Origin of the sequence: Mucilaginibacter angelicae, from assembly GCF_042434235.1 — a bacterium.
GTDB lineage: Bacteria > Bacteroidota > Bacteroidia > Sphingobacteriales > Sphingobacteriaceae > Mucilaginibacter > Mucilaginibacter angelicae.
Map to the genome: position 1 here is coordinate 37,099 of NZ_JBHLTS010000077.1, position 13,760 is coordinate 50,858.

The 13,760-nt window shown below is 42.0% G+C and carries 16 protein-coding genes; 13 read left to right on the forward strand and 3 right to left on the reverse strand.

The features are described 5' to 3' along the window. Window positions 1-159 precede the first annotated feature (159 nt). From uvrB to ACFFGT_RS27450, 3 genes are all read right to left on the reverse strand, one after another. Complete coding sequence (gene uvrB / locus ACFFGT_RS27440; protein ID WP_377025709.1) at window positions 160-2,184, reverse strand: excinuclease ABC subunit UvrB; 2,025 nt, start codon at window positions 2,182-2,184, stop codon at window positions 160-162. A gap of 390 nt (window positions 2,185-2,574) precedes the next feature. Next, complete coding sequence (locus ACFFGT_RS27445) at window positions 2,575-3,054, reverse strand: MarR family transcriptional regulator (protein ID WP_377025710.1); 480 nt, start codon at window positions 3,052-3,054, stop codon at window positions 2,575-2,577. A gap of 10 nt (window positions 3,055-3,064) precedes the next feature. Continuing rightward, window positions 3,065-3,562: a GNAT family N-acetyltransferase gene (locus ACFFGT_RS27450; protein WP_377025711.1), complete on the reverse strand. Its 498-nt coding sequence runs from the start codon at window positions 3,560-3,562 to the stop codon at window positions 3,065-3,067. A 133-nt stretch (window positions 3,563-3,695) separates the two neighbouring features. Here ACFFGT_RS27450 and upp point away from each other — a divergent pair, with 133 nt between their 5' ends. The 13 genes from upp to bamG all read left to right on the forward strand — a co-directional run bounded on the left by upp (window position 3,696) and on the right by bamG (window position 13,756). After that, the gene (upp, locus tag ACFFGT_RS27455) at window positions 3,696-4,340 is read left to right on the forward strand and encodes a uracil phosphoribosyltransferase (protein WP_377025712.1); all 645 of its coding nucleotides are present in this window, start codon (window positions 3,696-3,698) and stop codon (window positions 4,338-4,340) included. A 51-nt stretch (window positions 4,341-4,391) separates the two neighbouring features. Further along, a complete protein-coding gene (locus ACFFGT_RS27460; RefSeq protein WP_377025713.1) occupies window positions 4,392-5,027 on the forward strand; it encodes a hypothetical protein in 636 nt (211 codons plus the stop codon). 99 nt (window positions 5,028-5,126) lie between these two features. Further along, window positions 5,127-5,705, forward strand: coding sequence for a hypothetical protein (locus tag ACFFGT_RS27465; protein ID WP_377025714.1), 579 nt, complete (start codon window positions 5,127-5,129; stop codon window positions 5,703-5,705). Between the two features lie 171 nt (window positions 5,706-5,876). Beyond that, on the forward strand, window positions 5,877-6,611 hold the full coding sequence (locus ACFFGT_RS27470; protein WP_377025715.1) for a YjjG family noncanonical pyrimidine nucleotidase: 735 nt from the start codon (window positions 5,877-5,879) through the stop codon (window positions 6,609-6,611). A gap of 46 nt (window positions 6,612-6,657) precedes the next feature. Continuing rightward, entirely contained in the window at window positions 6,658-6,885 is a 228-nt protein-coding gene (locus ACFFGT_RS27475; RefSeq protein WP_377025716.1) for a type II toxin-antitoxin system HicB family antitoxin, read from the forward strand. 8 nt (window positions 6,886-6,893) lie between these two features. Then, window positions 6,894-7,094 (forward strand): type II toxin-antitoxin system HicA family toxin, encoded by a 201-nt coding sequence (locus ACFFGT_RS27480; RefSeq protein ID WP_377025717.1) that lies wholly within the window; start codon window positions 6,894-6,896, stop codon window positions 7,092-7,094. A 10-nt stretch (window positions 7,095-7,104) separates the two neighbouring features. Next, window positions 7,105-7,629, forward strand: a complete 525-nt coding sequence (locus ACFFGT_RS27485) for a DinB family protein (protein ID WP_377025718.1) — start codon at window positions 7,105-7,107, stop codon at window positions 7,627-7,629. Between the two features lie 261 nt (window positions 7,630-7,890). Continuing rightward, complete coding sequence (locus ACFFGT_RS27490) at window positions 7,891-8,745, forward strand: UDP-2,3-diacylglucosamine diphosphatase (protein WP_377025719.1); 855 nt, start codon at window positions 7,891-7,893, stop codon at window positions 8,743-8,745. A gap of 120 nt (window positions 8,746-8,865) precedes the next feature. Next, window positions 8,866-9,858: a glycosyltransferase family protein gene (locus tag ACFFGT_RS27495; RefSeq protein WP_377025720.1), complete on the forward strand. Its 993-nt coding sequence runs from the start codon at window positions 8,866-8,868 to the stop codon at window positions 9,856-9,858. A 60-nt stretch (window positions 9,859-9,918) separates the two neighbouring features. After that, window positions 9,919-10,905, forward strand: a complete 987-nt coding sequence (locus ACFFGT_RS27500) for a DUF6427 family protein (RefSeq protein ID WP_377025721.1) — start codon at window positions 9,919-9,921, stop codon at window positions 10,903-10,905. 100 nt (window positions 10,906-11,005) lie between these two features. Then, complete coding sequence (gene purQ / locus ACFFGT_RS27505; RefSeq protein WP_377025722.1) at window positions 11,006-11,698, forward strand: phosphoribosylformylglycinamidine synthase subunit PurQ; 693 nt, start codon at window positions 11,006-11,008, stop codon at window positions 11,696-11,698. Continuing rightward, window positions 11,698-12,441 (forward strand): type III pantothenate kinase, encoded by a 744-nt coding sequence (locus ACFFGT_RS27510; protein WP_377025723.1) that lies wholly within the window; start codon window positions 11,698-11,700, stop codon window positions 12,439-12,441. Before purQ ends, ACFFGT_RS27510 begins: the two co-directional genes overlap by 1 nt. After that, the gene (gene bamG, locus ACFFGT_RS27515; protein ID WP_377025724.1) at window positions 12,434-13,756 is read left to right on the forward strand and encodes a BamG family beta-barrel-assembly machinery protein; all 1,323 of its coding nucleotides are present in this window, start codon (window positions 12,434-12,436) and stop codon (window positions 13,754-13,756) included. The genes ACFFGT_RS27510 and bamG overlap by 8 nt, the downstream gene beginning before the upstream one ends. Window positions 13,757-13,760 lie beyond the last annotated feature (4 nt).

Sequence of the window (13,760 nt, forward strand, 5' to 3'; positions counted from 1 at the left end):
GATTAGGATGTGCAGATTTCAAATGTGCAGGTATGCAAATGAAAAAATGCATAATTCTTTAATTTATAATCTGCACATCTGAAATCTGCACATCTGAAATCTGCACATCTGTAATCGATCATCTGCACATCTGAAATCCATCATCTGCACATTTGAAATTTAAAACTTCTCTTCCATCATTTTTTCCAAAGCAAACATTTCGTCGCGCAGTTTGGCGGCCAGCAGGAAATCCATGTTTTTGGCGGCTGCAAGCATATCTTTTTTAGTGTTTTCGATCGATTTTTTAAGATCGGCCTTGGTCATGTATTGAACAATCGGATCTGCTGCAAGGGTTAGGGTATCTGTTTCCACATAAGCCTGCTGAACGCCTCCTTTAAAGTCGACCACCGATGTTTGCTCCATGATCTCCTCGCGAGATTTACCTACCGTCATCGGCGTAATGCCATGCTGCGTATTGTAGGCAATCTGGATCTCCCGGCGGCGGTTGGTTTCGTCCATGGTGATTTGCATGGAATCGGTTATTTTATCGGCATACATAATTACCCGGCCCCGGTCATTACGGGCGGCGCGACCAATGGTTTGGATCAGTGAACGTTCCGACCGCAGGAACCCTTCTTTATCAGCATCTAAAATGGCTACTAAGGATACTTCTGGCAAATCCAATCCTTCGCGCAGTAAGTTGATACCTATCAGCACATCAAATTCGCCAAGGCGTAAACCTCTTAAAATTTCCACACGCTGCAGGGTTTTAACTTCCGAGTGGATGTAGCGGCATTTAATTCCCAGCCTGTCCATGTATTTAGCCAGTTCTTCGGCCATGCGTTTGGTAAGGGTTGTTACCAATACCCTATCGCCCATTTTAATGGTTTTATCAACCTCATCAAGCAGGTCATCTACCTGGTTTATCACCGGGCGTACATCAATAACCGGATCAAGCAAACCGGTAGGGCGAATTACCTGCTGAACAACTACACCTTCAGATTTTTCCAGCTCAAAATCACCGGGGGTAGCGCTTACATAAATGGTTTGCGGCGCCAGGTTTTCAAACTCCTGGAAATTAAGCGGACGGTTATCCAAAGCCGCCGGCAGGCGGAAACCATAATCAACCAGCGAGATCTTACGCGAACGGTCACCGCCGTACATGGCCCTGATCTGGGGAACAGTTACGTGGCTTTCGTCAATCACCATCAGGTAATCATCTGGGAAATAATCAAGCAAGCAGAATGGTCGTGCGCCGGGTTTACGCCCGTCAAAAAAGCGGGAGTAATTTTCAATACCCGAACAGTATCCCAGTTCGCGGATCATTTCCAGATCGTAGTTAACCCTTTCCTCAAGGCGTTTGGCTTCCAGGAAACGGCCGTCGTCAATAAATTGCTTTTTGCGCATTTCCAGCTCTTCCTGTATTGCCCAGATAGATTGAACGAAACGCTCGCGCGGGGCAACGTATAAGTTGGCAGGATAAACCACCATGTGCGTCATCTTTTCGATGGTTTTACCGGTGCCGATGTCAAAGGCGCTTAGCTCTTCAATATCATCGCCAAAAAAGGAGATGCGGTAGGCATAATCCAGGTAAGCCGGAAAAATATCAACGGTATCGCCTTTCACCCTGAAGGTTCCGCGTTTAAAATCGGCAGTGGTACGTGCGTATAAAATTTCGACCAGGCGATGTAGAAAAGCATTCCTGCTGATGCGTGTGCCTACAGCAAACTTGAAAACCGAATCGGCAAAATCATCCGGGTTCCCCATACCGTAGATACAGGAAATGGAAGATACCACGATAACATCGCGCCTGCCCGACATTAATGACGACGTAGTGCGTAAGCGCAGTTTTTCGATCTCCTCGTTTATCTGCAGGTCTTTTTCAATATAGGTATTTGTGGTGGGGATAAATGCCTCCGGCTGGTAATAATCATAGTAGGATACAAAGTAGTTCACCGCGTTTTCGGGGAAAAACTGCTTAAACTCACCATACAGTTGTGCCGCCAGTGTTTTGTTGTGGCTCAGGATCAGCGTAGGCTTTTGCGTTTGCTGGATCATGTTGGCCACGGTAAATGTTTTGCCCGACCCGGTAACCCCCAAAAGGGTTTGATACGGATCGCCGTTGTTGATACCTTCCACCAGCTGCCTTATGGCTTCGGGCTGATCGCCGGTGGGTTTATATTGAGATGTTAATTGAAAATCCATGTTGTTATGTAAAAATACAAATAATCCAGGAACAGGGTTTGTAAATCAAAATAAGTACATGGTAATGACAACCGTATGTCAACATTGTTGTGCCGGGGGCAATAAATTACATCTCATTCTTAAACTAACGGATCTGTGTTATCGCCATATATGTTAGTAAGATAAAGAGCAGCTAAAAATATTAACATTAAAGCTACTTTAAAAACCATGTCATTGCGAGGAGGAGCATGGGCAGAAGAGCATCCGGGGCGACGTGGCAATCTCGTCGTATTGCTTGTACGATATGCACAGCCGCTAAGCATAGCTACGAGATTGCCGCGCTATCGCTCGCAATGACATATTTTTATAAGCGTGTGGTACTGTGTGCTACACCAATCGCAAGCTAATCAATTACATCTCCGCTTTTAAACGCAAGGCCCGTTCAAGAAAACTTTGTTGTTTTAATTTTTCTTCGGCTTCGGCAATGGCTTTCATCAGGTTGTTTTGAGTATCGGTAATTTCTACGGCGGCAGCTTTTATAATTTCCCAAACAGGCTTCATGCGTTCAATAAGTTCCTGGCCTTTTGTTGTTAAGGTGATAAGCCGTTTCCTTTCATCGGCTTTGTCTTTTTTTGAGCGGATCAATTTTTCCTTTTCCAGTTCTTTTAACAGGCTTATGGTTGAGGGGTGGGTGTAGCCAATTTCGGCGGCAATTTCCACCACACTTAAAACAGGTTTAAAATGCAAGGTGTAAATAACCGGGAACCACTTGGGTTCAAACTCAATATTATTGGCTTTATATATGAGCACACCATCCTTGCGCAGCTGCTCGGCCAGGCGTTGTAACCTTGTTGAGATTGCTAAAATTCCCGATTCGTCAATAACATTCATTATATCGCTGTTAGTTATTCAAATGTAGTTCATAGAAAACATTATCTGCGCTCATAAGGGGAAACGATTTTGGGAGATCGTGTTTTTCCAATCGTTTAAATCCATTCTTTTCATAAAAGCGATGAGCGGCTTTCATCACATCAACAGTGCCTAAATAAATGGCTGTAATATTGTTTTGCCTGCAATAGGTAATGAGGTTGTCAACCAATAACTGTGCTATGCCCAGTTCCTTGCCCCTGTATTCCTTCAGTACAAACATTTTACGAACCGCTGCTGCGTTGTCGCCAAATGCAATAAGGGCTATGGTGCCTACAAGCTGCTCGTTGTATACGGCTCCCCAGAAATTGCCGCCTGTTCGGTGATAGTTTGTTTCAATATCCAGCAGATCGGGCTGGGCCTCAAGGGTAATGGGTACGTTAAACTCTATTTGCTGGATAGGTAAAATGATATCAATGATCTGCTTGCAGTATGTGTTGTTGAGTGAGCTGATAACAGGTGTAGTATTCATGACTTTAAGATTTATGTACAAATCTACGTAGTTAACTACATATATTCAAAATTTATTTCTCCTGCAATGAAGCAGTATGACATTTAATAAACAAATAGTGATGCTATTGCCCGGAAAACGCTTAATTTTAAGCATGATTTTCGTCCTCAATAAAACCGACACTATTGCAAACCAGTTTCTGGCCGAATTGCGGGATGCCGTTATTCAGCAGGATAAGGCACGTTTCAGGCGGAACCAGGAAAGGCTGGGCGCCATACTGGCTTATGAGCTAAGCAAATCATTACATTATGAAACCAGGGAAGTTCAAACCCCGCTGGGCACTGCCAGCGTTAACATGCCTGCCGATGAACCGGTACTGGGTATCATCCTGCGGGCGGGTTTGCCGTTTCATAATGGTTTTATGCAGATCTTTGATCAGTCGCCGTCGGTATTTGTTACAGCTTACCGCAAGGTGAAACGCAACGGCAGCTTTTTGATCCAGGTTGACCATATCTCCACCCCAAACCTCGACGATAAGATTTTTATTTTGTGCGATACCATGCTGGCCACGGGGCAAAGCATTGTGGTAGTTTGCAAAGAGCTGATGGCGCAATACAATATCAAAGAGCTGCACATAGCCGCCGTAATTGCCAGTACCGAAGGCGTAGCCCATGTGCGCGCCAACCTGCCCAAAGCCAAACTTTGGCTCTGTGCTGTAGATGACGAAATGACCAGCAAATCCTACATAGTACCCGGTTTAGGCGATGCGGGGGATCTTGCATTTGGCGAGAAAGCGTGAGGCAATTGAATGATTGGGGATACGGTGTAATAAAAAAAGAGCTGTTTTACAATGATACCATCTGATCATAATATATCTGGCGCCGAACTAACAACAATTTTCAATGATGCGTTGGATAGGAGCGCGTTTATCTGGGATTACCGCGGCTTTAGAGCCGATGGTAATGATGAGTTTTACATAGCTTTTATAGATGAGCATATCAATAGCGATAGCTCCGGTGCTTTTGAAGACGCTGTTGAGCTAAGTATTGCCATGGACTATTTTAAGTTGCCCCACCTGCATATTATTGAGAAGGGGCTTTCGTCAAAGCTTGACGAAGATGCGAAGCTGTTGTGTTTGGATTGGCTGTATAGTTTTTTTGAACAGGTACCCAAACCTGATTTTGAAAGGTTGAATAAATACGTATTACAAAACAATAAAAGCGAGCTGATCAATGTTCAGGCTTTGCTCAATTTGCTTTTGATGAAAAATGATGAACAGCTTATAACAAGTTTAAAAACAATTATGGGTAAAGCGGCTTTACCAGCAGTTTTTTACAGGTTGATCAATGTGCTTGATGATGAGTGCTTTGATGAGATCAAAGCTTTAGTGCTACCTGATATTAAATTGATCATTGAAAAAAGCGGCGCGTTAACCGTACAGCAGAAAGATGAATTAACCGCAAGGCTTCAGGCAGGAGGAATTTAAAGTTGCGCTGATTTCGGATGTTCGATTTCGGATTTATTTTGATGATTGCCTGATAGCCATATAGTTTTCCATTATATTTAATGCATACTTAAAATATTCATGAAGTTTATACTCGCGCTTGTAATCCTCGCAGGTTTTTCAGCAACAATTTGTTACGCCCAGGGTAAAAATAAAGATATTCAGGATGCAGCCAACCTTGCTGTAAAAAAATTTACATGGGATATCCGAACAGAAGCAAAGGGTTCTATCATGTTTTTAGATGTACCTTATGATCATAATGGTGCAACTGAATACCTGACTATGACCGTAGCCAAAAACAAATCGGTGGCACGGCCGGTATTTATCTCGGTTATTATACCAAGCAACATCAATCAAACCAACGGAGTTTTCATTTCCTTTGCCAAAACCGTTAAAAATTCGGCAGGGGAGTTTGAGGTGCAAATAGAAAAAGGACAAACAGCACGCTTAAATTTTGAGAAGTGTGATGATAATGACTGCACCGCCAGGATGGTTGATTGCTATGTGAATGACAAGGAAAGCCACAAACGGGTAGATGTTTTAAATGGTTTCCTGAAATATGATCATGTCATGTTCCTGTTTTTGTATAAAGACGGAAGTCATAAATCAGTCTCTGTTCCGCTTTTTTCATTTAAGGCTCAATTTAAAGCATTGCAATAATTTGGGCCCGGAATTTATCTTGATTTGGGAATTCGGATGTTCGATTTCGGATTTACTTCGATTTCGGATTTCGGATTTCGGAATTGGGATTTCGGATTTAGTAATATTGAATTTATTAATTTTGAATTTTCAATCAGGGGAATTAAGCAATTCCAAAATCGAACATCCGAAATGAAAGTAATTAATTCCGAAATCGAACATCCAAAATCCGACATAAAGTACAAACACATTTTCTTTGATCTTGACCACACCATCTGGGATTTTGATAAAAACGCCGAAGAGGCCCTGCATGAACTTTATGTAATCCATCAGCTTGCTGAAATAGGCCTGCAATCTGCCGAGCTGTTCATAGAAACTTATACCCGCAACAATCATCGCCTTTGGGCACAATATCACGTTGGTGAAATCACTAAAGATGAATTGCGGGAAGCCCGTTTCAAATCAACTTTTACTGACCTTGGTTTGCATCCTGATTTGATGCCGGTTGATTTTGAGGATGCTTACGTAAAACTTTGCCCTACAAAAACAAACCTGTTTCCGCACGCGCATGAAACGTTGCAATACCTGCAATCAAAATATACGCTGCATTTGATCTCAAACGGATTTAAAGATTCAACTCGCATCAAAATAGCCGGAACCGATCTTGCAAAATATTTTCAGCATATTATCATCTCCGAAGATGTGGGCGTAAATAAACCTGATAAAGCCATATTTCAGCATGCGCTTAACCTGGCCGGGGCATCGAAAGCTGAAAGTGTAATGATAGGGGACAGCATCGAAGCCGATATCCGCGGGGCGCTTGGCTTTGGTATGGATGCCATTTATTTTAACCCTTTCAATGCCGAAAAGCCAGATGATGTGCCGGTGCAGATTGCTCATTTAAAAGAGTTAACTTTACTTTTATGAGTATCATCGGATGTCATTACAAAGGATTATTTATTAAATTTGAATTATGAAACAACGTACATATCGCATATTACTTACCCCGGAAGAAGAAGGTGGATTTAGTGTTTCAGTACCTGCATTACCAGGTTGTTTTACTCAGGGCGAAACCATTGACGAGGCTATTGAAATGGCAAAGGAGGCTATTGCTTTATATGTGGAAACATTAGAAGAGGAAGGTGAGCCGGTACCCGACGACAGTCGTAGTCTTGAATACTCGCTGACATTTGCTTCATAGCTCAATCTATGAAATCTTATACTCCTAAAGAGCTTATTGCTATTCTGTTAGCACATGGGTTTGAGCTTGTGCGTACCAAAGGAAGTCACCAGATGTTTGTAAATCACACAAATGGCAAGAGGACTGTAGTACCAATGCATTCAAAGGAATTGAAAAAAGGTTTATTGCATGCAATACTTAAGCAGGCGGGTATCGATCTGAAAGATTAACTTTACTTTTATGAGTATCGCCAAAGAACGTAGAGCTATTGATGCCGCCCTTGATGAATACCGTAAACAACTGGATGTTATTCCGGATGAGTTGTTTGATGTTACCCCAAAGGATGGCGGCTGGTCGTTTGCTGAGGTGTACAGCCATATTATGCAGGCAACGCTGGGCTCATCAATAGCGCTTGAACGCTGTACCCATGGCAATTGCGAGCCAACAAAAAAAAGCCTTACCTGGGAAGGCCGGATCCTGCTGTTGTTAGGCAAATTCCCGCCGGTTAAAACAACAGTTCCGGCTACGGTTATTAATAAAATGCCGGCCAATAAAATCAGTAAGGAGGATGCCAAAAACCTGATCATTAAATGCCGCAAACGGGTTGATACTACCATGCCCCTTATTGCTACTTCATCGCCGGCAAGTAAGTACAAACACCCGCGCATGGGGATGCTTAATGCCAAACAATGGTTTAAGTTTATTCGTATCCACTTACAGCATCATTTAAACCAGCTCAACAGGATAAAAAGAAATTTAGCATAGCAGAGTAACCTTTTATATTTAATGTAGTCTTAACAGTGGGATAATGTTAAATTTCAGACATTTGTAAAAATCTTTGTAATGAATTTTGAGTATGCTTATCTGGTAGTTATAGGGTTGCTGATCTTGGTCGGCTGCTTCTATGCAAGCCCATATGAATTGACAGTTAACGAAGATGAGGACGACGAGTAATCGTTGCTTTATTAATGAACTTATTGTTTTCCGGCATATCATGCCGACCTGTAAAATAGCCCCCTTAATTTAATGGCAAAACGCGAAGTTGATATTGTAGTAATATCTGATGTGCATCTTGGTACTTACGGCTGTCACGCAAAAGAATTGCTTAAATATTTAAAAAGCATCAAGCCCAAAATCCTTATCCTTAACGGCGATATAATTGATATTTGGCAATTTAGTAAATCGTACTGGCCCGAAGCGCATATGAAAGTGGTGCGCCGTATCCTCAAGTTTGTTACCGATGGCATCCCGGTTTATTATTTGACCGGTAACCATGATGAAATGCTGCGGAAGTTTACCGATTTTAATATGGGTACTTTTCAGCTGCTTGATAAGCTTGTACTAAATATCGACGGTAAAAAAGCCTGGATTTTTCACGGGGACGTATTTGACGTTACCATGCAGCACTCCAAGTGGCTGGCCAAACTTGGCGCTGTAGGCTATGATACCCTTATTTTGATCAATAGTTTTGTAAACTGGTTCCTTACTGCCATCGGTCGTCAAAAAATGAGCTTTTCGCAAAAGGTAAAAGCCAGTTTTAAAGAGGCTGTAAAATTCATTAACCAGTTTGAACAAACCGCAGCCGACCTGGCTGTGGATAAAGAATACAGCTTTGTGATTTGCGGCCATATCCACCATGCCGAGATCAGGGAAATCAGATCTACCCAGGATACAGGCTCGGTACTTTACCTTAACTCGGGCGATTGGGTAGAAAGCTTGAGCTCGCTTGAATATCACGATGGCAAATGGGAAGTATTCAGGTACAAACCTGACGATTTCAATACAGATGTGGATGAGGACGACAAAACCGATTCGGAAGATTTAAACGCCATGCTTGATGTTAAAACTTTATTGGAGCGTTTTAAGCACGAACACGATTAATTACTTATCAATAACATTTTCTTTGCTAAATTAAGCCCCTGAATATTTGTGCATGTAAACCAGTGTGTCCAATACACCTGTACGGCACAATCATAATCCTTTTGAAAAGAAATTATTTTAATGAAAATACTGTTTGGTATACAGGGAACAGGTAACGGGCATATAAGCCGGGCAAGAGAAATTGTGCCCCTGCTGCAGCAATACGGTGAGGTAGATCTGCTGGTAAGCGGCACCGAAGCGGAGGTGTCACTATCGCAGCCTCTGAAATATAAGTTTCATGGTGTAAGTTTTGTATTTGGCACTAATGGCGGGGTTGATAACTGGGCCACCTGGAAAATCATGAACCTGCGCCAGTTTCAGCGCGATTTACGGAGCCTTCCTTTAAAACAATATGACCTCATCATCAATGATTTTGAACCTGTAAGCGCCTGGGCCTGTAAGTTGCAGCGTGTACCATCGGTATCATTAAGCCACCAGTGTTCATTTGTATCACCAAACACTCCGCGACCTGAAAAAAAATCCCCCTTTGCTCAATGGCTTTTAAAAAACTATTCGCCTACCACGTATCATGTGGGCTTTCATTTTGAGCGCTACGATACTTTTATCAATACGCCGGTCATCCGCAGTGAGATCAGGAAGATGGAAACTTCTGATCTGGGGCATTATACCGTTTATTTGCCTGCATATGATGATAAAACTCTGCTGAAGTATCTGAGTGCCGAAAAGGATGTTAAATGGCAGGTGTTTTCAAAGCGTCAAAAACAGGCTTATCAATCAGGAAATGTGGAGATCTTCCCTGTAAATAATGAGGCTTTTAATAAAAGCCTGGCCAGTTGTACAGGCCTGCTCACAGGCGGCGGCTTTGAAGGCCCGGCCGAGGCTTTGTTTTTACAAAAAAAGGTAATGATGATACCCATGAAGGGGCAATACGAACAGCAGTGTAATGCGCTTTCGGCTTCTAAGCTGGGGGTTCCGGTGGTGAGCGAAATAAATGATAAGTTTAACGGCCACTTAAATAAATGGATCAACGACAGCAAAAAGATCGTAGTTGATTTTCCTGACGAAACTGCCGCTATTGTTGATAAATTGGTAAAGCAATATGCAAGGCATTAAGGAATTGCATCGTAAGCGGTTTTTCTGCTAATTTTACAGCCGCAAATACGGCCGCACATTATGATCAATCTTTTCCGGAACTATAATCCCCTCAATATCTTATGGCTTGCTATTTTGCTGTTCGTGCTCCGGATAGGCTACATGGCGCAAATCCCCGAAAAGGTTGAGTTTATTTTTGTGGAGCCATTTGCGCGGCTGCTGGTACCTGTAAAATATGAATACGCATTTTCGCCGCTGCTTAATGTAATACTGGCGGGCGGGCTTGTGTTTGTACAGGCTTTGCTGCTCAATTCGTTAATAAACCATCATAACTTATTAGGTAAGCCCACCTTTTTGCCTGCGCTGATGTATATCACGCTTTCGGGTTTGTTTACTCCTTTTTTAATTTTAAGCGCCCCGCTTATTTGTAATTTTTTACTCATCTGGATGCTGTTTAAATTATTTAACCTTTATAAAGGGGAGGATGTTAAATCAACAACTTATGATCTGGGCATGATCGTGGCGGTGGGTTCGCTTGTTTATTTCCCGTTTATTTATTTGTTCCTGGCCATATGGATAGCGCTTATCATATACAGGCCATTCAACTGGCGCGAATGGGTTATTTCGATATTGGGATATGTAACCGTGTTTTTTTTCCTGGCGGTTATTTACTTCATGAATGATATGCTGCCACGGTTTACCCATATCTGGCTGCCTTTAGGTAAAAAATTTCCTGATCATATCAGCATAAATTCCTACAACTACCTGTTGCTGGCGCCGGTTATTGTAATATTGGTACTGTGTTTTTTTAAGCTGCAGCAAAATTTCTTTAAAAGTTACGTGCAGATCCGTAAAACATTTCAGCTGCTGTTTTTTATTTTTCTGATCACGGCACTTTCATTTTATCTTAATTCGGAGTTTCGCCTGAGCCATTTTTTGCTTTGCGCAGTGCCGGCAACAGTGTTTTTTGCCTATTATTTTTTGTACGCTACAAGGCGCTGGTTTTATGAAATACTGTATTTGCTGTTGTTTATCAGCATCATTTACTTTCAGTTTAACAAATTTTAACTTTTACATTCGTCCTTATTTCGGCGGTTATGTTAGTTTTGTAGCCTGAAACTATAATAATAAGCTATTTAGGTTCACCCCAATTTAAAAAATAATTCTGATGAAGTTTGGAGTAGTTATATTTCCCGGTTCTAATTGTGATGAAGATATCATATATGTATTAGAAAAAGTAATGGGTCAGCAAGTGGTAAGGTTATGGCATAAAGACCATGACCTGCAAGGTGTTGACTTTGTTGTTTTACCCGGTGGCTTTTCATTTGGCGATTACCTGCGCTCGGGCGCTATTTCCCGTTTTTCGCCAATTATGCAGGAGGTGATTCAGTTTGCTGCAAAAGGCGGTTATGTAATGGGTATTTGCAATGGCTTCCAGATCCTTGCTGAAGCAGGTTTGTTGCCAGGCGCTTTATTGCACAACACCAACCGCAAATTTATTTGCCGCAACATTTACTTAAAACCACAAACATCACAATCGTTACTTACTGCGCAGCTTGATCCGCAGCAAGCATTAAGGATCCCTATTGCACATGGCGAGGGTAATTATTTTGCCGATGCCGATGTAATTAAAGCCCTTAATGATAACGACCAGGTAATGTTCAGGTATTGTGATGAGGCCGGTAATATCACCGCCGACTCAAACCCTAACGGATCATTGGAAAACATAGCAGGTGTTACAAACCTAACAAGGAATGTATTTGGCTTAATGCCGCACCCTGAACGTGCTGCCGATGGCTTGTTAGCCAATGAGGATGGTTTAGCTATTTTTGAATCAATATTATCAATAGTTAGGGCCTGATGACCAGTCTGGTTATCGATATTGGTAATACGCTCATCAAAATTGCAGTTTTTAAACTGGATGAAATGCTTGAGGCTAACCAATATGAGGCCATTGATATGCCGGTACTGGATGCTTTGCTTTACAAATACAACCCTGTTAAGGCAATTATATCATCGGTAAAAAAAAATACAGAAGCATGGCAGGCCGGACTTGGGCAAAAAATTCCGCTAATTCATTTTAATACTTTAATGACCAGCGGAATAAATAACTGTTATTTAACCCCGGAAACCCTTGGGCCCGACAGGCTGGCTGCTGTTATTGGTGCGTATAATATGTTCCCTGGTCAAAATAGCCTGGTAATAACCGGTGGTACGGCCATTACCTATGATGGTGTTGATACCGGGGGGAATTATTTTGGCGGCAGTATATCGCCGGGCTTAAATATGCGTTATAAGGCTTTAAATAATTATACGGCAGGTTTGCCGCTTATTGATGCCGATGCGGATTTTGATGCGCCATACGGAAACAACACAACAACCGCCATCCGTTCGGGAGTACAAAACGGAGTAAAATATGAGCTTACCGGTTTTATTGAAAGTTATAAAACTGGGGATGAACAACTGAACATTATACTAAGCGGGGGCGACAGCATTTTTTTTGATACTCTATTGAAAAATAGCATCTTTGCCCGCTACATAAAAATTGAACCATATTTGGTTTTAAAAGGATTAAACGCAGCTATACAAAAGCATAATGATTAAATATACCCGGTTTTTTATAACACTTTTATTGGCTGTTGCCGCTTTTTCAGCACATGCGCAATCAACGGCAACTTCAAGCTCTCCATATTCACGTTACGGTATCGGTGATATTGATCCGCAGTTGATGGGCCAAAACATAGGTATGGGCGGTATAGCTGTAGCTACCAACAAGATAGGCTTTTTTAACAATATTAACGTTATAAACCCGGCCTCATACGGTGCTGTTAACCTTACAACTATTGATGTTGGTTTGTACGCAAATTTTTTAACACTGAACCAAACCGGCGCCGCAAGTCAAAAAAACAGCAATTTCAGGCTTAACCACATCGCGTTCGCTATCCCTACTTCAAAGCGTTCGGCATTCAGCTTTGGTTTGTTGCCATACAGCGAGCGTGGTTATAACTATAAAAAAACGGTTAACAAATTAGGAACCTCGGGTTCGCCTGCCGATACTAACGTAACAAACTACAGCTACAGCGGCGATGGTAGTTTATCAAAAGCATATTTGGGATATGGCTTTGGGTTAGGTAAGCACCTTTTATTGGGCGCAAACATATCATACATATTTGGTAACATTAAAGATATTGCCACCACCGAAATCCCTGATCTGGCAGGCGCTATAAACTCAAAAATTGAGTCAAGTAACGCTATCGGCGGTATAAACTACGATTACGGCTTACAGTATTCATTTGATTTTTCTGAAACAAAGCACCTTGTTTTGGGCTATTCAGCATCGGCAAGCACAAAGCTGCATACGCAAAGCAGCTTTATTGTTAGCCAGTATTTTAATGATTCGAGCGGAAACCAGGATATTGCTGCCGATAGTGTGGTTAGCACAACCGGGCCTAAATCTAAATTGAAATTACCGCAGATCAACAGGTTCGGGATTTCTTTTCAAAGCGACGGTAAATTCCTTGTTGGTGCCGATTACTCTATGGGTAAATGGTCCGATTTGTCAATTGCCGGTGTAAACCAGGGCTTACAGGATAGTAAAACATTCAATATTGGTGGTTCATATACCCCAAACATCTCAACTATCAGAAACTACCTTGCCACTGTGGATTACCGGTTAGGTGCTATATATGACGAAACCTATATGCACATCAATGGCAGGACCATTAAAAGATATGCAGGTACTGTAGGTTTAGGTTTACCGCTGCGTTCAAACAACGGCAGCTACTACAAGATCAATATCGCTGCCGAAGTTGGTCAGCGTGGTTCGTTGGTTAATGGTTTAGTTAAAGAAAACTATGTTAACATTCACCTTGGCTTTACCCTTAACGATAAGTGGTTTACCAAGTATAAATTTGACTAATTGC